We start from the raw sequence: 24373 nt of genomic DNA, 5'->3' as shown, positions 1-24373 counted from the left end.
GACAAAGATACCAGATTAGGGGCGTACTAAAAAAGTGGTTTTTCAATCCATTAATATTATTGCAACTGATAGAGTACAATAGATCGTTAGATTTTTAGACATAAGATGAATCGTATGATATTGAAAATCTGCACCTTAGTACAAACAGTTGTTTATATATAAATAACTGACTACAAGTGCCTTATAAAAGTTTAACGGAGTATTGAGAGTAAGAAATCAAAAAATATTTAGAGCATGAGAAAATGTTTTAGCTTAATTGTATTGGCGGTAATTATTCTTTCAGGGCAGGTTGCTGCCCAAAATTTTTCGGGAGAATTAAACAAAATGGGTTCCTCCATGAGAAAGAATCTTGGAAAATATAATGTTCTTGCCGGAGTGAACACTATGAGTCTCACTTTTGATGATGGTCAGGGCAGAATAAATAAACCAATATTCGGGAACGCTTATGGTTATTATATTGGGGGAAGTTCTTATAAAATCATATCCGAAAATGATCAATCCTTCTGGTCGAGCAGCACCCAATTTATCTTTGGAAAACAGACCATTAATTCTCCCTCCTCCTCTCCCTCCTTAATTCAGGATTCATTGAGCATTTTTAATTTCTCCGGATATTCGGGGTATTTTTTTAAAGCTCCATTGCGGCTTACTTACAATCGAAAATTGGACAAAAATATCTCATGGGGAATTAGTGCAGGGGCCGTTTTAAAGGTTCCCATGATGTATGGAACCATATCCAACGGAGACAAAACCGAGGATCTTACATCGGTTTACGGTCAATACCTTTTTGACTATGGATGGACTGTTGGTTTTGAACTGGGATTCCGGTCAGCATTTGTAGCCTGCGATTTTTCACAGGGGATAAGCAATATGTCGGATAGTGGGGGAGATACAAGTATCAGTGATAATGGAAGTATTGCTTTGACGGTTGGCTTACGTTTAGGAACGCCGAAAGGGAAAGAAGATGCCAAACTAATCAACTCTCTGCAAAAGAAATTGACAAAAAAATAGAGAAATTACATAGGGACTACTGAAAAAGTCAAAAGGTCATAATTTGCAAGCCGCCCAAACGAAATAGTATTGAAATACTTCTGGATTCGGGCGGTGCAGTAAACTTTGTTCTTTTGATTAGCTGTTTTTTTATGATTAAGTGCAAAGAAATCCGAGTTTGATGTGGAATAACCTTACATTTAGGAGTTTGTTGATATGATTAAAAGTTTTAAACGCTAATAAAGTAGGCCTTTTTCAGCGCTCCCTGCATAGCAGTTGTGATTAGGAAACAATATTAGAATGAAAAAAGGCCTCCGAAGAAATCTGGAGGCCTTTTTTTAAATTAAAATGATTTAATCAATTTCGAATGATATTTTAGCATTTACTGCATAGGAAACAATTTTGTTGTTTTCCACATTGGCATTCATGTTTTCGATGTAAACCGATTTGATGTTCTTAACGGTTTTTGAGGCTTGCTCAACTGCTTTTTGTGTTGCATCATCAAAACCCTTTTCTGATGCAGCAATTACTTCAATAACTTTTACCATCTTCATAAGCATTGATTTTTATTGGTTCAACAATTTTATTTGTTTCTGTAGTATTTGCCCATATATTCGGCTTCATCCAACTTTGACCCGTCAATGGCGCTGTAAAACTCCTCAAGACTGTTTATACCTTCAGGAGGTAGTTTCTTTTTGAGGGCAAAAATCCGGAAAAAATATCGGTGCTCGGTACCCGGAGGCGGGCAAGGTCCGTTGTACCCGATTTTCCCGAAATCATTTTTCCCCTGAATGGCTTCGTTGTCAAGATGTTTTTTTTTGGGGATTATTTTTTCAAGTTCATGGCAATCGGGGGGGAGATTGTAAACAATCCAGTGACAAAAAGTTCCTCCGGGAGCATCCGGATCTTCCATGATTAAAGCAAATGAAACAGTGCCTTTGGGTTCCCCGTCCCAACGAATACGTGGAGAGAGATCCTCTCCGTCGCAGGTATGGTCTTTGGGGATAGCTTTGGCATTCTCAAATGCTGTGGTAGTAATGTTAAAAGCCATAGTAAATCTTTTTATTCGTATTGAATAACTTCAACCGGACAGCTATCTGCTGCCTCTTCTATTTCACTGGCGTGATCATCGTAATTAACGCCTTGCTTTACTACTGCTTCATCATCGCCCATTTCAAAAACATCAGGGCAAATATCTACGCACATTTCACAGGCAGTGCAACCTTCTTCGATCCATACTTTTTTAATGGCCATAATTCTATTTTTTGAGATTAATAAATCAATACTCCGTTAAACTTTTGTAGACAGCTATAAATCACATGCATTGTTGCTTTAAAGTTATGTTTATTAGCGTTATATGGTTTGTCTTAAATCTGATATCTATCCCGAAGCATCGGGACTAACGATCTATTGTAAATTATTGCTTTAAACACATTGTCTAATGATTCGAAAGAAGTTACAAATTATGGGCTGGAAGGTCAATGGTTTTTGGGGATGAATTTTTGAAATAAAAAAAGGATTGCTGCAATTTTTGCAACAATCCTCTTTTGACAATTTTTTCAGGAAAGTATAATTATCACTTTCCCAATATATTCTTAACCTTCCAGTGAAGCATCCAGGCTAATGGCTACCCCTTGCTTCAAGGCTTTTGAAACCGGGCAGTTTTCTTTTGCATCTTCAGCAATTTTATGGAACTCATCTTTATTGATACCCGGAACTTTTCCTTTTGTAGTAAGGTGGATTTTTGTGATGCTGAATCCTTCTGCACCTTTCTCAATGGAGGCTTCTGCTTTTGTTTCTACACTATCAGGAGTATGACCAGCCTCCGACAAGGCATGTGAAAATGCCATGGAAAAACAGCCGGCATGGGCAGCAGCGATTAATTCTTCGGGACTGGTGCCGTCTTTGCTTCCTTCAAAGCGGGATTTGGCTGAGAAACTACCTTCCCATGCACCTTCGCCTACATTCATTTTTCCTGATCCCTTTGCCAGGTTTCCTTCCCATATGGCTGATGATTTGTGTACGCTCATAAAGTTATATTTTTCAGGGTTTAACTTAATTTGTTTCTTTAACTGTTAGTTCAACAAATTAATTTTTAAAAAGTTGTATTTAATGTAAGAATGTTAGATAAACAGTAGTTAGTTTGTTATCAATAGTTTTAGTTTAGAGCGGACAGTAATAGTTAGTAGCGAGCTAAGGAATAATTTGAATTGAGAGATATATTGCCCTTAAAAATTTGTCAGATTTTTAAGGTTTTAATGGTAAAATAACCCTCATAAATCTAACCTTACTGCCGTCAGGCAGGTATCTGTAAATCGTATCATCTATTTTTATGAAAAAGACAGGATTGCTTATTATTAATACCCTTTCATTGATTTATGCTTTGGTAATGAATTATTTATCCGGAACAGGTGCCATTGCCGGACGAAATGTGGGGGAAGTCAGCCGGATGTATGATAATCTTTTTACTCCGGCAGGTTATGCCTTTGCCATTTGGGGATTGATTTATTTATTGCTAATGGCTTTTGTTGCGCATCAGTGGTATGCATGGTTGATTAAAAGAGAGGACAGGGAATTGAAGCAGACCGGTATCTGGTTTGCAGTCTCCAATATTGCCAATGGTTCATGGATTGTGGCCTGGCTAAATCTTAATATGGGGATCTCCCTTTTGATAATGGGTATTCTTCTGTTTTCATTGATTATGCTTACCAGGAGGTTGAATCTTGAACGTTGGGACGCTCCAATACGAATTATTGCTTTGGTGTGGTGGCCTGTAACGGTTTATCTGGGCTGGATCATTGTGGCAACAGTTGCCAACACCACTGTTTTTCTGAAAAGCCTTGGATGGGATGGCAGTCCAATTTCCGAAGTTGCGTGGGTTAAAATTTTAATCGTTGTTGCAACTTTGATTTATCTTTTGCTGATCTGTTACCGAAATATGAGAGAAGCTGGAGCTGTGGGGATTTGGGCCTTAATAGCGATTGCTGAACGTCGCTGGAGCGACCACCCGGATATTGCCTGGTGGGCCCTCGTTGCCATTGGGGTTTTGTTTGTTGTATCGGCATTGCAGGCCTGGCAAAACAGAGCTACCTTGCCGGTTATAAGGAAGTGGTACGGAAATTAATTTCAATTACAGCGGTTTCTCCCCTGGCCCTGACCTCTCCGACCCATTCCCTGACCCATTCCCTGACCCTGACCTTTTCCCATACCCCGACCTCTTTTGAATTTATTGATGTTGGAAATGACTTCATTGAATCTTTCTTTTTGCCGGGGATTGCAAAGATTTTTAATGGCTAAAAAATGATCGGCTGTGGCTTTCTTCAGGTGGAATTGAATGGATCCCGCTTTTACGGCCAGGGAATCAAGTTTTTCTTCATTTGGTGAATTGCTTTTCAATTCATTAAGTATGGCAAGATCGATGCTGTCGATTAGTTGCATGTATTTGTGCATCCGGCTTCTATAACCGGCTTCAATTTCAGAAAGAGATGATATCTGTTCTTCCGATAAATTAAGACTGTTGGCCATTTGTCGGAAACCTTGTCCCTGACCGGCTCCCATCGTAAATGGCGCTGGATTTGATGAGGTGGTGTTATTAAAATACGGGGAGCCGGAGAATGGATTAAACCACCTTTGAATGGCCCATCCTACGATAAAAGCAGCCATCAGAATTAAAACTGTTGCTATGAGCGTTTTTTTATTCATCTTGATAGGTATTGATCCAGATTTCTTCTAATTGAGTTCCCGGGTTATCGCTAAAATAATACTCGGAGGCAATAATTTCTGCACTATCAAACATATTTGACTGGTTTTGGAATAGTTCAGCAGAAAAAAAGCCGAGAATCACCAAAATAACAGACATAACCGTTACGAACACAGGTCTTATCATTTTAGGCCTTGTTCGTTGGTTTTCAATTTGTACCCTAATCCGTGTGTTGATGTATGGCGATACACTGACCTGCTTTTCTTCTTCAATAAAAGCAAATAAAGCCTTTGTTTTTTTAAAAGCCTCCATGCATGAAGCACAGGTTTCTATGTGTTGGTGCATTTCAGAAGTCACATCTTTAAGGGGCTCCCGAAAAGCCAGTTTGTTATTAAAGTCATTACACTTCATGGTTTGCTTGCTTTCATATTTTTACTCTCTATTTTCTGTCAACTATACTTTGTAGTTTTTTTCTCGCTCTGAAAACCAGGCTTTCAACTGCTTTCTGCGAAATACCCAATACTTCTGCAACTTCTTTCATGTTCAAGTCCTGATAATAAAACAGGACAAAGGCTTTTTTTTGTTTATTGTTAAGCTGGTCAACAGCTTTTTTAATTTCTTCTTTCTGCTCCTTTACCGTGATGGCTTCTTCTGCATTGCTTTCGGTAGAAAACGGCTCGTTTCCTGCTTCGTTTAAACCGATAAAGGAACGGATTTTATTTTTTCTGATGACATTAATGGCTTTGTTGACAGCAATCCGGTACAACCATGTGCTAAATGCCGATCTCTGGTCAAATCCATCCAATGCATTCCAGGCTTTTACGAAGATTTCCTGTGTCAGGTCTTCTGCATCATCGGGGTTATGCAAAAATCCCATTGCCGATTGGAATACCTTTTGCCGGTACCTGTCCACCAAAGTGGAAAAGGCTTCGGTATGACCTTTTTTTGCCTGTATTACCAATTGATTATCTGTCGGCACCTTCTGCATTGGGATTTATTGGATGCAATGTTTTATTGGTTGGTTAATATTGTAGAGACACGAGATCTCGCGTCTCTACAATATTATATAAACAAATTTAATTATTCCGGGGACTTCCCTGACCCTTGCCGGAGCCATCTTGCAATCGCTGGCGTCCGGTTCCATTTTCCAGATTATCGCAAGTTCCGTTTTCATTGTTGTCCACGAAATTTCCATTGCCACCACGTCCCTGGCCACGACCTTGTCTGTTTCCGTTTCCACAATGGCCCAATCCTTTTCCGTTTCTACGACCTTGCCCCTGACCATTGCCCGGGCCCAAACCTTTTCCGGGACGGTTACCATCGTAATTGTCGCAAACACCATCACCATTGTTGTCTACAAATCCTGAGCGGACATTTTGGGTGGTTTCTTGTTTGGTGTCATTGCCACCATTGTTTTGTGCTTGTAAACTAGTTGCGGCAAAAGCCATTCCGGTTATCAATGCTAACGATAAAGCTAACTTTTTCATGATCCTTGTTTTTATAAGTTAATAATAAATTTTGAGCAATCTGAAAATTCCGTTTTGGTTAACCTTTTATGAATTTCTTTTCTGCTTTTACCCTTTTGACACCTCACTTTGAACAATCATTCGTTTAAAAGTTATTTTTTAAACAATACTACGTTAAACTTTTGTAAAAGGCTGTAAGACAATTTTTTGAGATTATGCACATAATTGTTTTAAAGCCCCGAATATTAGCATTATATGATTCGACTTAATTCTTATATCTAAAAATCTAAAGGTCTATTGTCATAGATGGTGGATAAGAATTCTGTTTCTTCCCAACAGGCCTTTTGCTATTGGCGGATTCATTTTTCATTCTACAAATACTTTCTAACCAGACTGCCGTAAACCGATTACCATTGGTATTGAATATTCTCTTTTATGAAAAAACAGACAAAATTTCATTATTTCATGAACCTTCTTTACACATGGATGTTTGATTATTTAACGCTGAAGATAATATTACGGTCTATGTTCAATTGAAAGCAATTCAGTATTTTATCTTTGGGAGTGAAATTTTTTTCAAAAAATATATAATAGGTATTTGTATTTTGGATAAAGATGTCCATATTTGCAAACAGATAATTCATCGAATGAAGCAACTCATCGAAAATATCGTTTATTCGGTTGCCGCAACAAAATTAATTTGCGCAACTTCCTTCACTACCACAACAGGTATGATGATGGGACGAATGTCTATGGCATAAGTCTCGTTGACGCATCATATCTGTATCTATCCAACAATTTTCAAGAAACTATTTTCAAAGTAAAATCAGATACCCGGTGCGTCAACGCAGCCGGAGAGGGATTTTTTATTAATAATTAACCTATAAATTCTTAAAACTATGTCTGATTTTAAATTTGAAACATTACAGCTCCACGCAGGACAGGAAGTAGACCAAACCACCAACTCACGGGCGGTGCCTATTTACCAAACGACCTCTTATGTGTTTAATGATTCCGAACATGCAGCCAATCTTTTTGGTCTTAAGGAATTTGGTAACATCTATACTCGCATCATGAATCCCACCACCGATGTGTTTGAAAAGCGCATCGCTGCGCTGGAAGGTGGCGTAGCAGCTTTGGCTGTTGGTTCAGGACAAGCAGCGCAGTTCATCGCATTGAACAACTTCCTGGAAGCAGGAGATAATTTTGTTTCTACATCCAACCTTTATGGTGGTACTTATAACCAGTTTAAGGTTCAGTTTAAACGCCTGGGTATTCACGTCAAATTTGTTGAGAGCGACGACCCTGCTGCTTACGAAGCTAAGATAGATGAGAATACCAAAGCCATTTACGTTGAGACTATTGGTAACCCGCGTTTCAATATTCCGGATTTCGAAAAACTGGGAGCAATAGCTGCCAAACATGGCATTCCGTTTATTGTTGACAACACATTTGGTACCGGTGGTTATTTGTTCCGCCCCCTTGAGCATGGTGCTAATGTTGTGGTTCAATCAGCTACAAAATGGATCGGCGGTCACGGCACTTCCATTGGAGGGGTGATTGTTGATGGCGGAAACTTCAATTGGGGTAACGGAAAATTCCCTGCATTTACTGAACCTTCTGAAAGCTATCACGGACTTAAATTCTGGGAAGTATTTGGAACTGATGGTCCGTTTGGCAACATTGCGTTTGCTATCCGTGCCCGTGTTGAGGGACTGAGAGATTTTGGGCCTGCGTTGAGTCCGTTTAATGCTTTCCAGCTTCTTCAGGGATTGGAAACACTCTCTCTCCGTGTGGACCGGACTGTTGAAAATGCTCTTGAATTGGCTGAGTGGTTGGAAAGCCATCCCCAGGTAGAGTATGTTAATTATCCCGGTCTTAAGTCAAGTCCTTACCATGAGTTGGCTAAAAAATATCTGAAACGGGGCTTTGGTGGGGTATTTAGTTTCAAAATAAAAGGAGCTACTGAAGCCGCCGATAATTTTATCAATAGCCTGTCTTTGGTTAGTCACCTGGCCAATGTGGGAGATGCTAAAACACTGATCATTCACCCCAGTTCAACGACTCACGAACAGCTGTCGCCTGAGGAGCAAAAAGCGGCAGGGATAGAACCCGGATTGCTCAGAGTATCTGTAGGTATTGAACACATCGACGATATTAAAGCCGACTTAACTGCAGCTTTTGAGAAAGTAGGAAAATAGTCCTTATTTTTGCAATTATATCATGAGTTCCGGTAGTGGCATTTTAGCTACCGGAACTTTTCACTCATTCACTTCCGCAAAAATTATTAGAAATGGCAAGGCAAAAATTAAATATTGGTTTGTTTGGTTTTGGTGTTGTTGGCAAGGGTTTATATGATGTTCTTGAAAAGAGCCCGGCACTGGATTCCAAAGTCAGTAAGATTTGTGTCAAACAAAAGATCAAGCGATCGCTTCCGGATGAGATGTTTTGTTATGATCCGGATGATATTTTAGAAGATGGAGGCATCAATACGATTGTTGAGTTAATCGACAATTCGGATGATGCCTATTATATTGTAAAAAAGGCCCTTCAGAAAGGAAAAAATGTGGTGTCTGCCAATAAAAAAATGTTGGCTGAAAACCTTTCTGAAATGGTTGCGCTTGCCAAAGAAAACGATGTTTCTCTTTTGTATGAAGCATCTGCCTGTGGCAGCATACCGGTGATCCGTAATCTTGAAGAATACTACGATAATGATTTGCTTCTTTCTGTGACCGGCATATTGAACGGATCATCGAATTATATACTTTCCAAAATATTTGATAACAATGAGAGTTATTCTGATGCTTTAAAAAAAGCTCAGGAACTTGGGTTTGCCGAGTCTAATCCCACTTTTGATGTGGATGGTTTTGACTCCCTTTTTAAATTGATCATTCTTACCATGCACAGTTTTGGCGTGGTGGTGTCTCCTGATGATGTGTTGAATTATGGTATTTCAAATATTTCAGAGTTTGACATTAACTATGCTCGTGAAAAAGGGTATAAAATAAAGCTGGTTGCTCAGGTTGAGCGGCTAAGAGACAATAAGATTGCCTTATTTGTTTTGCCACGATTTGTAACCCGGGACAAATACATCTACAACGTGGAAGACGAATTTAATGGGGTTGTGATAAAAGGTGTGGCTTACGATAAGCAGTTTATGTTCGGTAAAGGGGCAGGCGGTCATCCTACCGGATCAGCGGTTTTATCCGATATTACTGCTCTTGGGCACCATTACCGTTATGAATATAAAAAGGCCAATTATTTTGAAGGATTTACATACTTCAAGGAAGGCACCATTGAGGTTTATCTGCGTTACAGTAATTCTGATGTATTGAAAAATTTTGACTTCAAATCTGTTTCAGAGGAATATCACGGGCCAAAATTTAATTACAAAATCGGATTTATGAGGCTCGACAAACTTATCGCCATTAAAGAAAAATTGAGATCGCTCGATGTATTTCTTGCAGCTACTGGTAAAGCTTTGAATTATTAGAATAGGGAGCGCTGGAAAGCGCACGTTTCATTAACTTTTTAAATAACGTCAACAAACACTTAAGTGCAAGGTTATTTCACATCACAATCAGATTTCTTTGCACTTGATTATTTGAAAATCGCTAATCAAAAGAATAAAATTTACTGCACCGCCCAAATCCCGAAGTATATCAATACTCCTTAGATTGGGCGGTTTGTAAATTTAGCGCTTTTGATTTTTTCAGCAGCACCGGGAATAATCGCTTGCCGGAAAATGGGAGCTGTTTAAAAAGTCCCAAATTAATGGCATTCTGAGTGCCTACCCCAAATAATCTTGAGTAATAATGCGGATATGACAAGGGGAATGCCTCGTACCCGAAGGGGGCAAATCTGGATAACCCTCCCGATTAAAATGCGGGACAGGCTGGGTAAAAACCCGGGGCGAGATTCTCTATCCTGATGCTAAACCAATTGAGAGTACCGAGACTTTTACGTTCTGCACTTTCTTTAATGCAATGTAAAGGGCTTCAATTGTTGATCCTGTGGTTACAACATCATCCACTAGGAGAATGTGCTTGTTTTCAAGATGTTCCGGATGAATGACTCTGAAAATTCCCTCTACATTTTCCCATCGCTCATAGCGACTTCTCCGGGTTTGACTGTCAGAGTGTACAGTTCTGATTACAGATGTTTTATCAATTGGAATGTGGGTTACTGAATTTATGCCTTCGCAAATTATTTCACTTTGGTTATAACCTCTTTTTTTTTGCTTCCGGTAATGAAGGGGGACCGGAAGCAACAGATCAAACTTTTGTTGCAGCGATTCTTTTACGAGTACTTTACCAGCAATGCTTCCGAGATATGTGCCATTTGACTTTATGCCTCTATACTTTAACTGATGAATCAGACTCTGAAGCAATTCCCCTTTTCGATAAAAGAAGATAGAGGTGGCCAGTTCAAGCCTTGTTCTTCCCCAAAAGACTTGTTCCACCGGGTTTTTTGGGACTTTTTCGAAATAAGTTCTGGGTAAACTTGATTCGCAGGCCCGACAAAGGGCTTTTTGGGGTGTTCCCAATGATGTTCCACAGCCTTTGCACAGGGAAGGGAAGATTAGGGCTGAGAAGCCGGAAAGGTATTTTTTGATTTGGACGGGCATAGTGTTTTTTATTATCAACCCCAATTAACCTGGGAGGTATGCATGTTTATGACTTTTTTGATAATGATGTAATAAGTTTCAGTGATTTTTAGTTGGATTCTTCTTCATCCTCCTCATTTAAGGTTTCCAGCAGGTTATTGCTTTTCTCAGCTTGGAGTTCCTGTACTTTTTTAAGCTTTCGCATCATTACATTGGTGCGGGTAGTCACCAGCGTTTCTATTTCATTGTCAGCCTGACGGATTCTGTCCTGGGCCTTTTTCAGTACTTTTCCGAACTCACTAAACTGGGTTTTTACAGCCCCCAGAATATCCCATACCTCACTGCTGCGTTTTTGAATGGCCAGGGTTCGGAAACCCATCTGGAGGCTATTGAGCATGGCTGCCAATGTGGTTGGCCCTGTTATAATGACTTTAAAGTCACGTTGCAGAATGGTGACCAAATCCGGTTGTCTCACAATTTCGGCATACAAACCCTCCACAGGGAGAAACATGATGCCAAAGTCTGTTGTATGGGGTGGATCCAGGTATTTATCGCGGATTTCTGCAGCTGATTTCTTAACTGTAGTAATGAGTTGTTTAGTAGCCACAGTTACAGCATCCGGGTCGCTTTTATCATAGGCATCCTGAAGACGGGCATAATCTTCCTGTGGAAACTTTGCATCAACCGGCATGAAAACAGTTTCTCCGTTATCTTTCCTTCCTGGTAGCTTGATGGCGTATTCAACATGTCCGGATGAATCTTTTCGGGTTTTGACGTTCTTTTCGTATTGTTCCGGTGCCATAATCTGTTCCAGAATATTTCCCAGCTGAATTTCGCCCAAAACCCCCCGCGTTTTTACATTGCTCAACACGCGCTTCAGGTCGCCCACTTCTCCGGCCATATTTTTCATTTCACCCAGGCCTTCCCGCACCGCTTCCAGCCTGTCGGTTACCAGTTTGAAGGACTGGCCTAGTCTTTCTTCCAGGGTTTTGTGGAGTTTTTCATCCACGGTTTCACGCATTTTTTCAAGACGGGATTCGGTCGATTTTACCAACTCATCCTGTTTGCGGGCCATGTCATCGAAGCGTTGCTTTTGCAGGCCGTTGAAATCGTTGACATTTTGGGCAAATGTTTCACTGAAGGATTTAAGCGACCTGGAAAGTTCTTCACGGTTGTACCGGGCATTTTTGTCCATTCCTTCCTGCATTTTTAACAGCCGGCTTTCCAGACTTTGAGTCAACCTATCCAGATTGGCAGCCAGCTCTTCTCTGTTGTGGCGAAGGGCTGTTGATAATTCTGACCGGTTGTCGCGCAATTCACTCCTTATGAGCTGACGCACCTTTTCTTCAAGGTCATTTGCGCTACCTTGATTTTTTCGGAAAATGAGAATAAAAAGTAGAAGCAATGCAAGTGTTAACAATGCAAGAATGGCATAGTCCATATTAATGAAGGATGTTATTTAAGTTATAAGAGAGTCTTTTGGAACTGGATAGAGGATTTTAGCATATAATTTATTCAGGCAATCCATTCATTGCGATTTGATAAAATACAATAACTCTGGTTGATAACCTAGTGACAAGTCAAGCATAGTCTGACGGCCCAAGCCTTGCTCTTTCTACCTTGTGCTTCTCAAAAAAAGACTCACGTAGCTACGGCTATGCTTACTTTTTTATTGATTTGCACAAGGTGAAAAATAGCGGCGGCTTACCCGACATTCTACACTTGACTTGACACTAGTGACGTTTTGCCAAATATCATTAATTCTAAATTCAAACCATCGCGAATATATTTTCAAGTAAAATTAGTCTTTTCTTTCACTTCCCCTTAATGGCTGATGCGATCCACAGCAGAATAATGGCACCTAAGGTTGCAGAGATGATTTGCCAGGCCATGCCATGTACGTAAACACCTAATAAATCGAACACCCAGCCTCCAATAAGGCCACCAACTAATCCGACCACCAAATTCCAGAAGAGCCCCAAGCCCTTGCCTTTCATTATCAAACTGGCCAGATATCCGGCCAAAATACCAATAAGAATAATCACAATCCATCCCATAACTTAAAAGTTTTAATATTTGGGAGATCAATACTCCGTTAAACTGTTACAACTTATTTGTAATTAATTGTTTGAATATATACTTCGATTCAGGCTAATGAACAGTTTTTCAGTGTTATAAGAATTGTCTTACATCTCACCTTACTGCCGCCAGGCAGGTATCTAAAACTCTAACGATCTGTTAGGAGATGAATTTAACCAAAAAATCCCATCTGGTCAGGCTCCGGGCTGATAGAAATTTCGCAGAGATTTAACCAGGTTCACCGAATAGGTGATTAAGTTTCTGGTTTCACCCAAAAGCTCCATGTAGATGATGTTTATTCTGGTTTTGCCCTCCCCCGATCTGATTTTACGAATATGGTTCAGACGCATAGATTCAATAACACTAAATGTTGCTTCCTGCCGCTGAATTAACTCCGGAAGCATAAGGAACTTTTTATCCTTTTCAACATGTACCATAAAGTTGAAAAATGAAGTTATGTCTTCAAGCAAGGTTGTTAGGTGCTCACGTTGGTAATCGGTCAGTCCTTTATGCTGGTTTTTGATATGCGAATAGACCGGATTAACCATGGATGAAAGCGTGTTTCCGAGCTCTGTAAGATAATCCAGGGCCTGAATAAAAAACTGACCTGTATCCTGAGATTCTTCCGGCATCTTGCTCATAGCCCTAAAAAATTCTGTTTTGGCTCCGTTGATACGGGATTGAAGGCCTTCTGTTTTTTCTTTTATTTCCAATAACTTGGTCTCGTCCTCATCCAAAAGTCCCTGAACGACCAATAAGTAAATTTTTGAGGATTCGAGCATCATCCGGCGTATGGTCTCACTGCCGGCATTTTTCATCCAGCCGATGTTTTCAGCTATTTCGTTGTAAACCTCTTTTTTAAACTGTTCCTTCTCGGCTATTCTTTTTTTATGATATTTTGTGCTCTGATTTAAGTAAATGGCCATAAGAATCAGGGAAACAATCATGGCCAGCCAGGTGCCCCACCAGATGAAAAGAGTTAGTAAAAAAGCCCCTAAAAAGCCCAGACAGGCTGTGATAAACCATCCTCCCAAAATGGAAAGTACCCCGGAAATCCTGTAAACCGCACTTTCTCTTCCCCATGCCTGGTCTGCCAATGAAGTACCCATGGCTACCATGAAAACCACGAATGTTGTAGAAAGCGGAAACCCTAAATATGTACCCAGGCTGATTAATACACTTGCCACGACAAGATTGACTGTGGCTCGGAGGGTATCAAAGTAAATAACTTCATCCACTTGTTTGTTGGATTCCTGAAAATCCGGGCGTTTGTAACGGCTCGAAATGAATCGGTGCAGTTTGCCCGGAAGGTACTTGTCTGTTTTCCTGTATCCTGACAGGAAATTTCTTACAAGGGTTCTTGACAGCTGCGAGGGTTCGAAATGCTCCTGTCCGGTACTCTGCCGTCCGAGGTAGACTTCAGTTTCAGTCACCGACCGTGCCTTTCGTGAGAAAAAGATGGTCAACATCATAACGATTCCCGAAATAAGGAAAAAACCAATGTAAATGCCATCTTTAAAACCGTGATCGCGCAGCCAATCGTTACTAAGGAATGATAATCCGTATTGATCCGGCGACAAACTTGTTCCTGAAGTTAAATAGGCTTTAAAGCTTTCAATACCGGCAAGAGGTATTCCGATGAAGTTAACCAAATCGTTGGCTGCAAAAGAGAGTGCCAGTGCGAATGTTCCAAAAAGGACAACAATTCGTGGGATGTCCATTTCAAAAAGGTATCCCATTAAAAACAAAATGAAGAATGTCGCAGCAAAGACTATCAGAAAAAACGCTATGGCATGCTCGCGGAACCACGCAAAAACCGGATAATCCCAAAGAGTAGATGCATCAAGTCCCTTTTTTAGAATAAGAAACAGAATGGCAGCAATGGAAAATGCACCGATTATCGAAAACAATAATTTGAAACGTCCTTCATATCTGAAGGTAAAAACCACCCGGGAAATAAACTGTACTAAAGCACCTGATAAAAAAGCCAGGAAGATGGACACTAAAATACCGGCGAACAAAAGAAAAACCCTACCGGTGTTGATGAAATCTGAGAGATCTGCTTTTCCGGACAAAGGACCATTCGTTTTGATGGCCGCAATCGCAAGAGCAGCACCTGTTAATTCAAATACAACAGCTATTGTGGTTGAAGTTGGAAAACCAAGAGTGTTATAGGTGTCAATTAATATGACATCCACAATCATTACAGCCAGGAAAATGATCATTAACTCTGTGAGGTAGAAATTTTGTGGATAGATGACACCTTTTCGGGCTACCTCCATCATGCCGGTTGAAAAGAAAGCACCCAGAATTATTCCTGCCCCTGCAATCCAGTAAATGGTACGGCGCGAAGCTACCCGGCTGCCAATGGCCGAGTTCAAAAAATTCACAGCATCATTGGAAACTCCCACTATCAGATCCAGAACGGCTAACAGGGAGAGAACAATGGCAATGGTCCAAACAAATGTCATATTCCTGTATGTTTAGGGGACAAAAATAGTTTCATAAGCTGGTTCTTTTCCGACCCTAATGTTAAATTTATATTAGCTTTTTTTGAGGCTTTCTTCCAAAATTAGGGTTAATTTCAGAGTTTTCAGTGGTTCAAATTAATTAACCTTTAGTTAACACTGATTTTTCTCTCCTTCGGAATAGGTCAGATGTCATTTTCATATAAATTTGTCGTGCACAGCGTTTCGAAATTAAGCCGCACAAGATGAAAAACAAATTATTTAGGATTAAACCTACTTTATATTTTTCGTAACTTCATTATTTGTTTCGGTTAAACTTTATATTTGTTATGAAATCCATCGCACCACAACGAATAGTTGGATATATTACTGTTACTTTCCTGGTTCTGGCTTTGCTCTTTTTTGTGCTTAACTATTTCAGTCCTAATCTGACAATCTCCCTGCTCATTACAATTCCCCTTTTTACAGGAATTGCATTTTCTGCTGTTAATCACTTCATCAGTCTCTTTATTTACGCTAAAATCAAACCCATTTACAAAACCATCCATAATTTTAAGCCGGGCATTAATGAAATTGCCGAGGGGAGAAATGATATTTTTTCGGAAGTTAACAAAGAGGTGGCTGAGTGGATGAAAGGTAAAACCCTGGAAATTCAGCAATTGAAGCAGACAGAGAAATACCGGAAAGAATTTTTGGGAAATGTCTCTCACGAATTGAAAACCCCGATTTTTAATATTCAGGGGTATATTTTAACCCTGTTGGAAGGAGGAATCGATGATCCCGGTATCAACATGCTCTATTTAAATCGTACTGAAAAAAGCATTGACAGGATGATTTCTATTATTGAAGATCTGGAAGCTATTTCCAAATTGGAATCGGGTGAGCTGGAACTGGAATTTACCAGGTTTAATATTTACAGTTTGGTTGATGAGGTTTTTGATCTTCAGGAAGTAAGAGCGGCCAAGCGTAATATAAAGCTTGCATTTGGACGTAATGCCGATAAAACCATTTCTGTATTGGCCGATAAGCCAAGATTGTTTCAAGTCATCAGTAACTTGATAGTGAACTCTATCAATTATGGAAAAGAGGAAGGCAAAACAACTGTCAGCTTTTACGACATGGACAACCTGGTTTTAGTGGAAGTTAGAGATAATGGAATTGGTATATCCCAACATGATTTACCGCGAGTTTTTGAACGTTTTTACAGGGCCGATAAAAGCCGTTCGAGGGAACAGGGTGGAACAGGTCTGGGACTGGCAATTGTGAAACACATTATTGAAGCACATAAGCAAACCATCAATGTAAACAGTACCCCGGGCAAAGGGACTTCATTTACTTTTACGCTGGAGAAGGCCTAATCCGCTAATTAAAACAGATTTTTCTTTAATATTATAAAAATGGAAGAAACAGCAAATTACAAAATTCTTTTGGTAGATGATGAGCCGGACATTCTGGAATTTATTGGCTACAATTTAAAGAAAGAAGGGTTTAAGGTATCAACAGCAAATAATGGTGAAGATGCCCTAAAACTTGCACAATCAGAGAGTCCGCATTTGATAATATTAGATGTAATGATGCCCGGTATGGATGGTATCGAAGCCTGCGAAGAGATTCGTAAAATACCATCACTCAAAGATGCATTGGTTGTATTTCTCACTGCTCGTGGAGAGGATTACTCTCAAATTGCCGGATTTGATGCCGGTGCCGATGATTATATCACCAAACCTATTAAGCCAAAGGTGTTGATCTCCCGGGTTAAGGCATTGCTGAAACGCTACAAACCCGGCACTACTCCTATGGCTGAAGAAACAGGTACCAAAGTTTCGGTGGGTGATCTTATTATTGACCGTGAGAAGTATGTGGTTATTTCGGGAAATAATGAGTTGGTTCTTCCCAAAAAAGAATTTGAATTATTGCTTTTACTGGCTTCAAAACCGGACCGGGTTTTTACTCGTGATGAGATTTATACTTCCGTGTGGGGGGATAATATTATTGTAGGAGACCGGACCATCGATGTTCACATAAGAAAACTTCGCGAAAAGATCGGTCAGGAGCACATTAAGACCATAAAAGGCGTTGGATATAAATTTGTGGATTGATTTTTTTGCATTGTTGGTCAAATAATGACTTTATTTGTAATTTTATTTTGTAAATTTCAGTTTTTAGCCTGATTTTGACCTTTGTTGCAAAATTAATTACACAATATTATGAAGAAGATTCTTTTGGTGGCAGCAGCCTTCTTAGTGATAGGTGTTGCCTGTAAAGACAAAACCAAGCCGGTAAAGAAAACCCCTGTTAAAAAGGAAGTTAAAGCGCCGGTAAAGAAAGATACTGTTGCCAGGAAAGTTGAAAAACCGGAGCCTGAACCAATTCCTGAAAAGCCGGACAAGTATTTCCTGATTGCAGGCAGTTTTTCTGATCAGGCCAATGCTCAGTCCTTTAAAGAGGAACTCGTTGAAAAGGGATTTGAATCGCAGGTGATCACCCGCAACTGGGGTGATAACAGCGATTTCTATAAGGTTTCTTACATGGGGTTCAGCGACAAGGGTGAAGCCATCAAAAAAATGGAACAGGAGCGCATTCAGGCCGGCAAAGAGGATGTCTGGGTATTAGTAAAAAGGTAATAATTTCATTGCCGGTCTAGTATTTTTCAAACCATTTATTCAGCTCTAATTCCGGAGTGACAAGAAGCGTTTGAATGCCCAATTTTTTTGCTGTTTCAATATTTTCGGGCAAGTCATCGGCAAAAAGGGTCTCTGAAGGGATTAGATTATTGTCGGCTAATACTTTATTGTAAATCTCTGATTGGGGCTTTCTGAGGCCCATTTGATGTGAATAATACAGTCTTTCGAAGAGGTTCTTCAGGTGATCTACCCGGGGAACCTCTTTTTCGAACTTGGAGGCATGTATTTCGTTTGTATTGCTTAGCACGAAAATCCTGTATTTTTGTCTCAGCCGTTGAAGCATCTCAACATGGACTACCGGGAATTCCCCGATAATTGTTTTCCAGGCATTGGCAATCTCCTCTTTCTTTACCTCAGGTTTAAAAAAAGGAAGCAATTCATTTAAAAACTCATCAGTTGATATCCGGCCGGTTTCATAATCAAAGAAACACTTAGACGATTTTATGTTTTTGATGTCCTCTCCTGTTTTGCCTTCGGGCATGAGGTCAAGAAATGCCTTTGTTGCTTGTTCAGTCTTTAAGGGAATGAGTACATTACCTAAATCGAATATGATGTTTTTTATGCCGTTTTGTGGTGTCATGATTAATTGTTTTGCGCAAAATTAGCAATTAACGCGCATTTTTTCTTTAAATGACCGTTTTTAGCGCCCGGTAAATTTGAAAAATTCAACCCCGTTTTGTACTTTTGCATTCGCTGAAACGGAAGCATCGGGCCCATAGCTCAGTTGGTTAGAGCACCTGACTCATAATCAGGGAGTCGTAGGTTCAAGCCCTACTGGGCCCACATTGATAAAAAGCCACTTACAGAGTTTTTCTGTGAGTGGCTTTTTGTTTGCTACACCTTTCGAATTATGAAACTGTGATGATGATCAGGTGTTTGGATATTCATTATTTCTGAGAATGCTTCTCCGGTTAATTATCTTCATCATCAGCATACAGCCTTAAAATCATATTTAACTCCAAGTCAGAAGGCGAAAAATCGGTGCTTTCGTAGTTAGATGTTTGCTCAGAAATGACAGTTCCATTGCTTCCAAAGTTGGTTTTTTTATAGGTTGCATCTATCTTTTTTACCATGTTTAGGGTTTCCTGGGTATTTTGAGTATGAAACACAAGCGTATTGCTTCCATACTCAGTTACAAATTCGTCACTTGCTTCCTCTTCCCCGGCATAATCCATTATATTCTCCAGCCAATAGGTGTCGGTACGCTCTTCCATGTAATCAAGATGTTTTGGGTATACAAGTCGCTCTTCATAATCCATACCTGTACCACGGACTATTTCAATAAATTCATTAAGAAAGCGATATTTAATCTCCTGTTCGGAAATCTTAACCGTTTTGTCAGCAACATTATGTTCAAATATTTGTATGTATTTTGTACTGTCTTTAACCGTGGGCATCCCCTTTATGGGCCCTTCGTTCATTACAAGGGTGTATTCTGATCTAATTTCATAAGTACTGTTGTTAATCATTTGTTTTGATACTACCCTCTCGCTTCTGCTCACATCCCACTCAGTAGCCATCCTCAGATACGACACATTTGGCATACCAATGGTTATATAACCATTTCTGTTATCAAATGAGTGTAAAAGGGGAGATCTGTTTCTGTAAATATCCAATAATCCCACACTTTCCACATTAAGAGCCGCCATGCCTGTAAGTTCGATGGAAGCATTGAAATTGCTCATCAGGCTGCTGGCACCAATGTATTCTTTATTGATAAGTAACAAGAAACTGTAGTTCTTATATTCAGTAAGTTGATTTTTTTTACTTCGGTTATCAATTAAAAAGTTGTATTCTGCCGAATCTGAAATATCCAGATAGGTCATTTCTTTTTTCAAGAAATCATAAGTCGCATAGTACACCTTGTGATTATGATCGGGATCATGGTTCCGTTTGTAATTAACCATTACCAGTTTATCCGGGTTAATATTTTCCAAAAGCACTACTTTTGCAGCCATGTAAGGAATGGAGATGTCAATTTCATCCTTCTGGATCATTTCATCCTCCGGTTGAAAACGATAAGTTACCGGATGTGTAAAGACCCCTTTATTCTTTGGTTTTTGCAGATAGGAATAAGGATTTCCTTTCTTGTTGATAACGGTAAAATTTCCATTTTTCCCACTCAGCATATATTTCAAGTAATCCTCATACTCATCTCCTAAAATGGCATCTAAATGACTGCTTACATAACTTCCCAGATAGGTACGCCAACTTCCAAACCAGCTGGTTTCTTTTAACAGGGTTGCCGGCGACAGCTTTGCACCCTCGCGATAAGTACGCAAATAGTGCAAAAAATTTCCACCCATATAATTGTAGTGGATATTACCCATCAAATTATTGGTCAGCAAAGATTTATCCCAATAGTCCCACGAATTGGAAAGGAAATTAAAAATAGAGATGTTTGATTTTTTCCCTTTTTCCAATACCTCTTCAGGTTCACATACAGGTACTTCCTGATCATTCCAAACCATGCGGTCGGACAAAGTGGCATGGGCCTCCATCCAAAAACTGTTACCTGGATTGGCCGATATGTAATAATCCTGGGTGTAGTGCATGAACTCATGTGCCAGCACTTGTCTCATTTCTTCGGGCTTTAAAAGGTCTCTGCTGATTTTCATGTATCCGCTAAGCATTCCCATAATACCAACACATCCCGCATCATCCATCTTTTTTACATACACCGTAAATTTTCCACCGGGGCTGCTTAGTCCCAATGAGGCATATTTGTCAATAACAACCGGTAAATACTCGGTAATATCCTGAACCAGCAACGGATAATCCGCCACATGCCAGGGTTGGGAAGGCTGATTTTTGCCATAACCAAACCGCATAAAATCGGTGTCATTGTCTTTATATACCACACGTATGTTGTTTCGTTCATAAACATCGGTGTAGCCATTCTGCATTTCTGTGTTGTTCCAAAACAGAGACAGCTTGGTTAGATGTGACGTCAGAAATACTACCGAACTGTCTTTCAGACTTAAGTGCGAATCTTTAAATGGTTGCCATTGGCGTTCTGCGTCATCGAAATAAACCGCTTTAAACCTGTCAATCTCCATCTCCCTGACCTTTGTCTTGTCAATGTTTTTCAGTTTAATCAACAGTGGTATTTCAAATTTTCCGTCAAAACTTACCGAAACATCATAAGTGGAGGAAGCCGTTACTGTATCGGGTGCTAAAGGGGGATTGTATAGTTTTGTAATGGTAAGCCTGAACTCTTGATCATGAAAATTTACAGGTACAAGTACCTCAATGCTGTCCACACTAATGGTGCGTGACTCTTCAGTAACATCTACTATTTCATTAAAAAGTACATCTCCGGCAGCTTCTACCTTAAGTTGATCGCTGTACAAAGGTTCACAATTGGTCTCATTAATTCCACAACGGTAGAAAGCTGTGCTTTGAGGGGCAAGCAACAACTCCTCACTGCTCCAGCTTCTTATATTGGTCTGCAGTTCGGCATTATCCATTTCATCCGATACTTTTTCCCATGCAACACCATCCATAGAAGCCTCCCAAAAAACTTCACCTCTTACAACTTTGATGGGAGGAACCAGTCTTACTTCTCCATCACTGACAGAATTATTGGCAACCGTTGACAATGATGTTACAAATTCATCGGTATATTTGTCTGCTAAAATTTCCTCATCACTTGCCAGCTTAAATACAATGGTATCTGTATTCAAATACTGCATACTGACTCCTGTCACTAAGGATCCGTCATAATTGAAGGAAAACGAAGGCGCGTCAGGATTAAAAACCTTGCAGTAATATTTGTTATGAACATTGTTTTGATTAATGGCCATTTTAAAAACGGGGCTTTTTTCTACTCCGTTCAGTTGTTCATCAACCACATTAGCCTCAAACTCCGGGTAGGAAAGCCAGTAATATTCATTGGCCGGATGAGAAAGCCGGGAGATAGAACGCACATCGATGGTGACGGTATCTCCCCTCTGAACCTTGTAAACCTGCTTTTTGAGAGGGACCGTTTTTTGATTGCGGACTCCAAACTTTAATTCATCAGAAAAGGGTATATCTGCAAATACAAAACGGTTTTTGTTTAAACGAACAAATGTATTGTTGTCGTTAGCATTGGTCATCAGATTCTCCGGTATTTCCCCGGTCATTTCATTATCATCCAATAAAATGGTAGCAGCATGACGAATGTTTGCAAATGAGGCAGGGATTTGCTCAATTCTATTGTTGTTAAACAATATTTCGTACAAACCATCACAATTTCCTAACGCCTCCGGAATAGCAGTAAGCCTGTTGTTGGATAGATCGATGGTCTCGAGCATGCGGGACTGCCCCAGATTATCGGGAATATACGTCAGCTGATTATTAGCAGCATCAAGATGTTTCAGGTAAACGATATTTGCCAATCCATCGGGCAAAGCCATCAAATTGTTATTGTCCAGTTTGAGGGTTTCAAGTACAAGTAAATTATCCAGGTTCTCAGGAAGTTTATCAATCAGATTATTGGATAAATCAAGATATTCCAAAGCACTAAAGTTGCAAAAGGAAGGAGGCACTTCACCGGAAATTTGATTGTTCTGCAACTGTAAAATCTTAAGCAACGGAATGTTCCATTCACCTTGATCAATTTGAGAAAACCCATTGTCATTTAAATGCAAATATTCCAGATTTGGCAGTTTTAAAGAGGGAAGTGTACCGCTCAACTGGTTCCCGGATAAATTAACATCCCACAGAGCTGTAATGTTACTTATGCCGGCTGGTAAAGCCCCCTCAATTTGTTGATTGTTAATGTGGAGTGTGCGTAAATTACTTAAATTGCTTATGGATGAGGGAATGATACCTGTTAAGCCACCTTTCCCAAAATAAGTTGTATCTCTGGTTATGCTCAGAAACTTCAGGCTATTTAAGTTACCAATAGAAGCCGGAATACTACCCTCTAAGGAATTGGACATCACAAGCCACTCCATGTTTACAAGCTTATCGATATCATCTGGCAATTGTCCGGTGAAATTTCCGGTATGTACAACAGATCCTTCACGATGAATGGTATTGTTGATATCAAGTTTCTTTAATTCAGTAAGATTGGTGATTGTTGAAGGGATGTTACCATTCAGGCATCCTTGAAAGGACAGTTCCTGAAGCGCTGACAAATTACCTGTTTCCGGGGCAATACTTTGCGACGTAAGTGGCAGCCCGTTGGTGTTTACAGATAACCGGATCACTCTTCCATTCAGAAGCAAAACACCGGGCCAGCGGCACACCGGTTCAGATAAGTCCCATTGTAAGGCCTCATTCCCGCCTAAAGCATTGTAAACGGCCACCAAAGCCAGCGAATCTTGTTCATTTGCAACAGGAGGCGTTGGTGCAAGCATGTAATTATTGGTATAGCTAAGATAAAATTTGGTGTTACCATTGCCCGTGGCATACCATAAATTATTATTCACCAGAAAGTTGCCATTGAAGCTGCCTCCCCATCCAAAATTCAGGTGGAAAAACCCCTGGTCATCATATCCATCTATTACCACAGCATGGTTTTGCGGAATACCGGGAATAGAAGCATAAACAGGACGACGGTTTTGTAATTCGTTTTTTATATAGAAATCCTCATTGGGGCAATGGTCCACATAATAGTCAAAATATTCCTCAAATCTTTCTATTACATTTACTTCGGGAGGCGGGCTGCTTCCGACATCGGTATACCTCATATCCATGGCTATGCCCGTATGAAACGACAATAGTTCAGCCGAATTATACGTGGTATTTTCAAAATCGGCACAAATCTCTCCATAGGGTTCGTAGGTGTAGCAATGTGATCCATAACCTTTGACAAGCTTGTTTTGCTCTGCTGCATGAAAAAGCATTATTTGTGTAAAAGCTGTAGCCATACAACCCGACCAGCTGCCCCCTACTTCCGGGTGATGAAATTGATTGAGATTGATATTGTGCTCATACAACAATGGTTCTACTACAACAGTACCGGATTTCAACGTGGAATGAACAGGGGTGTCAAACTCTAAAGAATCTTCATAATGACTCATTAAAGCACGCAATTGGGGGGGAATGTTTTGGGTCTGAAAATTTCCTTCGTCGGAATATCCTACTACTTTTAACGTATTGTTGCTTTTTGCTATCATGGCAAACCCTTTTTCGCCATTCTGAAATACATACAGGGGGGTGTTAACTCCTTCGGACGACTGATAACTTTGAACCAGCGAAGAAGCCGACACTGCACTTTTTAATTTTGCGTTGGTTTGTGTCTGGGCATTGAAAAAGTCTGCCGCATATTGCCGCACATCAGCATTGCTGTTATCTTGAGAAAAAGCATTGCTGCAAAAGCAGAACAAAATCAAAAATGAAAAGACAGGCTTTATCCGTAAGGTCTTTGAGAGGAGTGAATTTGTTGTCAT

At 40.0% G+C, this 24373-nt stretch carries 21 protein-coding genes and 1 tRNA gene; 8 read left to right on the top strand and 14 right to left on the bottom strand.

Annotated elements, in window-relative coordinates:
- Nucleotides 1-234: 234 nt before the first annotated feature.
- On the top strand, nucleotides 235-1008 hold the full coding sequence (locus tag DDZ16_RS10970; RefSeq protein ID WP_109264516.1) for a hypothetical protein: 774 nt from the start codon (nucleotides 235-237) through the stop codon (nucleotides 1006-1008).
- A gap of 332 nt (nucleotides 1009-1340) precedes the next feature.
- Here DDZ16_RS10970 and DDZ16_RS10965 read toward each other — a convergent pair whose 3' ends face one another.
- The 4 genes from DDZ16_RS10965 to DDZ16_RS10950 all read right to left on the bottom strand — a co-directional run bounded on the left by DDZ16_RS10965 (nucleotide 1341) and on the right by DDZ16_RS10950 (nucleotide 3017).
- Complete coding sequence (locus DDZ16_RS10965) at nucleotides 1341-1541, bottom strand: dodecin family protein (RefSeq protein WP_109264515.1); 201 nt, start codon at nucleotides 1539-1541, stop codon at nucleotides 1341-1343.
- A 29-nt stretch (nucleotides 1542-1570) separates the two neighbouring features.
- Complete coding sequence (locus DDZ16_RS10960) at nucleotides 1571-2038, bottom strand: YbhB/YbcL family Raf kinase inhibitor-like protein (protein WP_109264514.1); 468 nt, start codon at nucleotides 2036-2038, stop codon at nucleotides 1571-1573.
- A gap of 11 nt (nucleotides 2039-2049) precedes the next feature.
- Nucleotides 2050-2241: a ferredoxin gene (locus tag DDZ16_RS10955; protein WP_109264513.1), complete on the bottom strand. Its 192-nt coding sequence runs from the start codon at nucleotides 2239-2241 to the stop codon at nucleotides 2050-2052.
- Between the two features lie 341 nt (nucleotides 2242-2582).
- The gene (locus DDZ16_RS10950) at nucleotides 2583-3017 is read right to left on the bottom strand and encodes an OsmC family protein (RefSeq protein ID WP_109264512.1); all 435 of its coding nucleotides are present in this window, start codon (nucleotides 3015-3017) and stop codon (nucleotides 2583-2585) included.
- Nucleotides 3018-3319: 302 nt separating this feature from the next.
- Between DDZ16_RS10950 and DDZ16_RS10945 the strand changes: the two genes are divergently transcribed.
- Nucleotides 3320-4111, top strand: coding sequence for a tryptophan-rich sensory protein (locus tag DDZ16_RS10945; RefSeq protein ID WP_109264511.1), 792 nt, complete (start codon nucleotides 3320-3322; stop codon nucleotides 4109-4111).
- 2 nt (nucleotides 4112-4113) lie between these two features.
- Here the strand turns inward: DDZ16_RS10945 and DDZ16_RS10940 are convergent, their stop codons facing one another.
- The 4 genes from DDZ16_RS10940 to DDZ16_RS10925 form a co-directional block, all read right to left on the bottom strand.
- Entirely contained in the window at nucleotides 4114-4689 is a 576-nt protein-coding gene (locus DDZ16_RS10940; protein ID WP_109264510.1) for a Spy/CpxP family protein refolding chaperone, read from the bottom strand.
- A complete protein-coding gene (locus tag DDZ16_RS10935; RefSeq protein WP_109264509.1) occupies nucleotides 4682-5098 on the bottom strand; it encodes a hypothetical protein in 417 nt (138 codons plus the stop codon). The genes DDZ16_RS10940 and DDZ16_RS10935 overlap by 8 nt, the downstream gene beginning before the upstream one ends.
- 28 nt (nucleotides 5099-5126) lie before the next feature.
- On the bottom strand, nucleotides 5127-5675 hold the full coding sequence (locus DDZ16_RS10930) for an RNA polymerase sigma factor (protein ID WP_109264508.1): 549 nt from the start codon (nucleotides 5673-5675) through the stop codon (nucleotides 5127-5129).
- Nucleotides 5676-5763: 88 nt separating this feature from the next.
- Nucleotides 5764-6174 (bottom strand): hypothetical protein, encoded by a 411-nt coding sequence (locus DDZ16_RS10925; protein ID WP_109264507.1) that lies wholly within the window; start codon nucleotides 6172-6174, stop codon nucleotides 5764-5766.
- Nucleotides 6175-7052: 878 nt separating this feature from the next.
- Between DDZ16_RS10925 and DDZ16_RS10920 the strand changes: the two genes are divergently transcribed.
- Both DDZ16_RS10920 and DDZ16_RS10915 read left to right on the top strand, forming a co-directional pair.
- On the top strand, nucleotides 7053-8354 hold the full coding sequence (locus DDZ16_RS10920) for an O-acetylhomoserine aminocarboxypropyltransferase/cysteine synthase family protein (RefSeq protein ID WP_109264506.1): 1302 nt from the start codon (nucleotides 7053-7055) through the stop codon (nucleotides 8352-8354).
- A 92-nt stretch (nucleotides 8355-8446) separates the two neighbouring features.
- Nucleotides 8447-9646 carry a homoserine dehydrogenase gene (locus DDZ16_RS10915; RefSeq protein ID WP_109264505.1) on the top strand — a complete coding sequence of 400 codons (1200 nt, stop codon included), beginning with the start codon at nucleotides 8447-8449 and terminating at the stop codon, nucleotides 9644-9646.
- Nucleotides 9647-10075: 429 nt separating this feature from the next.
- On the opposite strand, the gene DDZ16_RS10910 is transcribed toward DDZ16_RS10915, so the two are convergent.
- The 4 genes from DDZ16_RS10910 to DDZ16_RS10895 form a co-directional block, all read right to left on the bottom strand.
- Nucleotides 10076-10780 carry a ComF family protein gene (locus tag DDZ16_RS10910; protein ID WP_109264504.1) on the bottom strand — a complete coding sequence of 235 codons (705 nt, stop codon included), beginning with the start codon at nucleotides 10778-10780 and terminating at the stop codon, nucleotides 10076-10078.
- 88 nt (nucleotides 10781-10868) lie between these two features.
- A complete protein-coding gene (rmuC, locus tag DDZ16_RS10905; RefSeq protein ID WP_109264503.1) occupies nucleotides 10869-12200 on the bottom strand; it encodes a DNA recombination protein RmuC in 1332 nt (443 codons plus the stop codon).
- A gap of 373 nt (nucleotides 12201-12573) precedes the next feature.
- The gene (locus DDZ16_RS10900) at nucleotides 12574-12816 is read right to left on the bottom strand and encodes a GlsB/YeaQ/YmgE family stress response membrane protein (RefSeq protein WP_109264502.1); all 243 of its coding nucleotides are present in this window, start codon (nucleotides 12814-12816) and stop codon (nucleotides 12574-12576) included.
- Nucleotides 12817-13032: 216 nt separating this feature from the next.
- On the bottom strand, nucleotides 13033-15309 hold the full coding sequence (locus DDZ16_RS10895) for an inorganic phosphate transporter (protein ID WP_109264501.1): 2277 nt from the start codon (nucleotides 15307-15309) through the stop codon (nucleotides 13033-13035).
- A gap of 326 nt (nucleotides 15310-15635) precedes the next feature.
- On the opposite strand from DDZ16_RS10895, the gene DDZ16_RS10890 reads away from it, so the two are divergent.
- The 3 genes from DDZ16_RS10890 to DDZ16_RS10880 all read left to right on the top strand — a co-directional run bounded on the left by DDZ16_RS10890 (nucleotide 15636) and on the right by DDZ16_RS10880 (nucleotide 17930).
- Nucleotides 15636-16664, top strand: a complete 1029-nt coding sequence (locus tag DDZ16_RS10890; RefSeq protein WP_109264500.1) for a sensor histidine kinase — start codon at nucleotides 15636-15638, stop codon at nucleotides 16662-16664.
- Nucleotides 16665-16703: 39 nt separating this feature from the next.
- Complete coding sequence (locus DDZ16_RS10885; RefSeq protein WP_109264499.1) at nucleotides 16704-17405, top strand: response regulator transcription factor; 702 nt, start codon at nucleotides 16704-16706, stop codon at nucleotides 17403-17405.
- A gap of 108 nt (nucleotides 17406-17513) precedes the next feature.
- Nucleotides 17514-17930 carry an SPOR domain-containing protein gene (locus tag DDZ16_RS10880; protein ID WP_109264498.1) on the top strand — a complete coding sequence of 139 codons (417 nt, stop codon included), beginning with the start codon at nucleotides 17514-17516 and terminating at the stop codon, nucleotides 17928-17930.
- A 16-nt stretch (nucleotides 17931-17946) separates the two neighbouring features.
- Here DDZ16_RS10880 and DDZ16_RS10875 read toward each other — a convergent pair whose 3' ends face one another.
- A complete protein-coding gene (locus tag DDZ16_RS10875; RefSeq protein ID WP_109264497.1) occupies nucleotides 17947-18570 on the bottom strand; it encodes an HAD family hydrolase in 624 nt (207 codons plus the stop codon).
- Nucleotides 18571-18699: 129 nt separating this feature from the next.
- On the opposite strand from DDZ16_RS10875, the gene DDZ16_RS10870 reads away from it, so the two are divergent.
- Nucleotides 18700-18773, top strand: a tRNA-Ile gene (locus tag DDZ16_RS10870).
- Nucleotides 18774-18901: 128 nt separating this feature from the next.
- Here DDZ16_RS10870 and DDZ16_RS10865 read toward each other — a convergent pair.
- A complete protein-coding gene (locus DDZ16_RS10865) occupies nucleotides 18902-24373 on the bottom strand; it encodes a C10 family peptidase (RefSeq protein ID WP_109264496.1) in 5472 nt (1823 codons plus the stop codon).

Origin of the sequence: Marinilabilia rubra (assembly GCF_003121985.1) — a bacterium.
Lineage (GTDB): Bacteria > Bacteroidota > Bacteroidia > Bacteroidales > Marinilabiliaceae > Marinilabilia > Marinilabilia rubra.
This window is presented reverse-complemented; position numbering and strand designations above follow the sequence as displayed.

What these genes read in the sequence shown, in the direction of transcription:
- DDZ16_RS10970 (WP_109264516.1), top strand. Translation starts at nt 235, where the DNA reads ATGAGAAAATGTTTTAGCTTAATTGTATTGGCGGTAATTATTCTTTCA.
- DDZ16_RS10965 (WP_109264515.1), bottom strand. Translation starts at nt 1,541, where the DNA reads ATGAAGATGGTAAAAGTTATTGAAGTAATTGCTGCATCAGAAAAGGGT.
- DDZ16_RS10960 (WP_109264514.1), bottom strand. Translation starts at nt 2,038, where the DNA reads ATGGCTTTTAACATTACTACCACAGCATTTGAGAATGCCAAAGCTATC.
- DDZ16_RS10955 (WP_109264513.1), bottom strand. Translation starts at nt 2,241, where the DNA reads ATGGCCATTAAAAAAGTATGGATCGAAGAAGGTTGCACTGCCTGTGAA.
- DDZ16_RS10950 (WP_109264512.1), bottom strand. Translation starts at nt 3,017, where the DNA reads ATGAGCGTACACAAATCATCAGCCATATGGGAAGGAAACCTGGCAAAG.
- DDZ16_RS10945 (WP_109264511.1), top strand. Translation starts at nt 3,320, where the DNA reads ATGAAAAAGACAGGATTGCTTATTATTAATACCCTTTCATTGATTTAT.
- DDZ16_RS10940 (WP_109264510.1), bottom strand. Translation starts at nt 4,689, where the DNA reads ATGAATAAAAAAACGCTCATAGCAACAGTTTTAATTCTGATGGCTGCT.
- DDZ16_RS10935 (WP_109264509.1), bottom strand. Translation starts at nt 5,098, where the DNA reads ATGAAGTGTAATGACTTTAATAACAAACTGGCTTTTCGGGAGCCCCTT.
- DDZ16_RS10930 (WP_109264508.1), bottom strand. Translation starts at nt 5,675, where the DNA reads ATGCAGAAGGTGCCGACAGATAATCAATTGGTAATACAGGCAAAAAAA.
- DDZ16_RS10925 (WP_109264507.1), bottom strand. Translation starts at nt 6,174, where the DNA reads ATGAAAAAGTTAGCTTTATCGTTAGCATTGATAACCGGAATGGCTTTT.
- DDZ16_RS10920 (WP_109264506.1), top strand. Translation starts at nt 7,053, where the DNA reads ATGTCTGATTTTAAATTTGAAACATTACAGCTCCACGCAGGACAGGAA.
- DDZ16_RS10915 (WP_109264505.1), top strand. Translation starts at nt 8,447, where the DNA reads ATGGCAAGGCAAAAATTAAATATTGGTTTGTTTGGTTTTGGTGTTGTT.
- DDZ16_RS10910 (WP_109264504.1), bottom strand. Translation starts at nt 10,780, where the DNA reads ATGCCCGTCCAAATCAAAAAATACCTTTCCGGCTTCTCAGCCCTAATC.
- rmuC (WP_109264503.1), bottom strand. Translation starts at nt 12,200, where the DNA reads ATGGACTATGCCATTCTTGCATTGTTAACACTTGCATTGCTTCTACTT.
- DDZ16_RS10900 (WP_109264502.1), bottom strand. Translation starts at nt 12,816, where the DNA reads ATGGGATGGATTGTGATTATTCTTATTGGTATTTTGGCCGGATATCTG.
- DDZ16_RS10895 (WP_109264501.1), bottom strand. Translation starts at nt 15,309, where the DNA reads ATGACATTTGTTTGGACCATTGCCATTGTTCTCTCCCTGTTAGCCGTT.
- DDZ16_RS10890 (WP_109264500.1), top strand. Translation starts at nt 15,636, where the DNA reads ATGAAATCCATCGCACCACAACGAATAGTTGGATATATTACTGTTACT.
- DDZ16_RS10885 (WP_109264499.1), top strand. Translation starts at nt 16,704, where the DNA reads ATGGAAGAAACAGCAAATTACAAAATTCTTTTGGTAGATGATGAGCCG.
- DDZ16_RS10880 (WP_109264498.1), top strand. Translation starts at nt 17,514, where the DNA reads ATGAAGAAGATTCTTTTGGTGGCAGCAGCCTTCTTAGTGATAGGTGTT.
- DDZ16_RS10875 (WP_109264497.1), bottom strand. Translation starts at nt 18,570, where the DNA reads ATGACACCACAAAACGGCATAAAAAACATCATATTCGATTTAGGTAAT.
- DDZ16_RS10865 (WP_109264496.1), bottom strand. Translation starts at nt 24,373, where the DNA reads ATGACAACAAATTCACTCCTCTCAAAGACCTTACGGATAAAGCCTGTC.